The organism is Microcoleus sp. K1-B1 (assembly GCF_036704705.1).
Lineage (GTDB): Bacteria > Cyanobacteriota > Cyanobacteriia > Cyanobacteriales > Microcoleaceae > Microcoleus.
Map to the genome: position 1 here is coordinate 1 of NZ_JAUBSH010000196.1, position 1,748 is coordinate 1,748.

The window sequence follows — 1,748 nt, forward strand, 5'->3', positions numbered from 1 at the left end:
CCAGCCCCCGAACCAACACCCGAACCAACACCCGCCCCGCAAGCAACCCCCATATTCAACCCAGTAGCCGAACCCGATACCAGTTGCGGTTGCGACCCCCTACCCCAGCCCCCTCTGATCACATTTATCCCCCCCCAGCCAGAGCCCATACTCAACTTCGACTCCAACGCCGCCCAACTCATCAACATCCAAAACACCAGCATCGGAACAGAGAGAAACGATTCCTTAACAGGAAACGAAACCAACCAACTATTTCTCTCCCTCCGTGGCGACGACACAGTATTAGGTGAAGGCGGCAGCGATCTCATCTTCAGCGAACAACAGCGAGACTTCATCGCAGCAGGTAGAAGCAACGACATCGTTTACGGCGGCAAACACACCGATGCCGTATTTGGAGGCAAAGACAACGATCGCATTTTTGGTGATCGCAACTCCGACACATTGTACGGCGATCGCGGTGCAGACACCATCGTCGGCGACAACGGCAACAACATCGACTTAACCGACAACGACAGCGACCTAATTTTCGGCGGTGATTCCGGCGACGCCATTTCAGGCACTCAAGGCAGCGACACCATTTACTCCGGCAAAGGCCCTGACATCGCTTACGGTGGCATCGACAACGACCAGATTTGGGGTGACAAAGGCCCCGACACCCTGACCGGCGACAACGGAGACGACTCTCTGTTTGGTGGGGTACTCAACTCCTTAGACAGCGACCCCGACGGCTTCGATTTGCTGACAGGAGGCTCGGGCAACGACTTACTTCACGGCCAAGAACAAGAGGACACCTTGCGAGGTGGCAACGGACGGGATTTGCTGTTTGGAGGCAAAGCGGGCGATCGTATTTTTGGCGAAACTGACTCGGATACTCTCTACGGCAATCAAGGTTCCGACACCATCATCGGCGACTACGGTACTCAATCAGGCAGCACAATTGCGACTGATGAAGCGGACTTAATTTTCGGTAACGACACCGGCGATATCATCGGCGGTGGCAGCGGTAACGATAGCATTTTTGCCGGCAAAGGTAATGACTTAGTTTACGGTGGCAAAGACAATGACCGGATTTGGGGCGAACTCGGTGCCGATACCATTGTCGGGGATGAGGGGGATGATTCGCTTTATGGTAGTTTGCAAAACGAGTTAGTGTCCGATGTGGATGGCCGCGACTTGCTATTTGGAGGAGATGGAAATGATTTTCAGGGTGGGGGTGAGAGTTCCGATTCTTTGAGTGGGGGTTCTGGTAACGATACGCTTCGTGGAGGTAAGGATGATGATGTAGTACAAGGAGATGCTGGGGAGGATTTGATTTACGGCGATGATGGCAGCGATATTTTGTGTGGCGATGAAGGTAATGATACCATTAGTGGCGATCGCGGGCAAAATGAACGAGGCGCTGTGGGTGAAAACGGTCAGCAAGACTGTATTACTGGTGGTAGTGGCGATGATTTGTTATATGGCAATGAAGGTCAAGATACTCTCAATGGTGATGAGGGTAATGACACTATTTACGGTGGGAAAGATAGCGATATTCTCAATGGGGGTGCAGGGGATGACTGGCTGTTTGGGGATGGGGGAGATGATACTTTGATTGGGGGTATTGGCAATGATCACTTTGTGTTAAGCGCTAATAGTGGTATTGATACAGTGCTCAATTTTTCTGTAGGAACTGATAAGTTTGTCCTGGCGGGTGGTTTGAGTTTTGAGAGTTTGCAAATTAACTCGATGGCGAATGGCACGCTGCT

At 51.8% G+C, this 1,748-nt stretch carries 1 protein-coding gene; it reads left to right on the top strand.

All coding sequences use genetic code 11. The features are described 5' to 3' along the window. Positions 1-1,748 (top strand): calcium-binding protein (locus tag QUA83_RS30355; protein ID WP_333297924.1); only part of this gene is annotated, 1,748 nt, incomplete at both ends.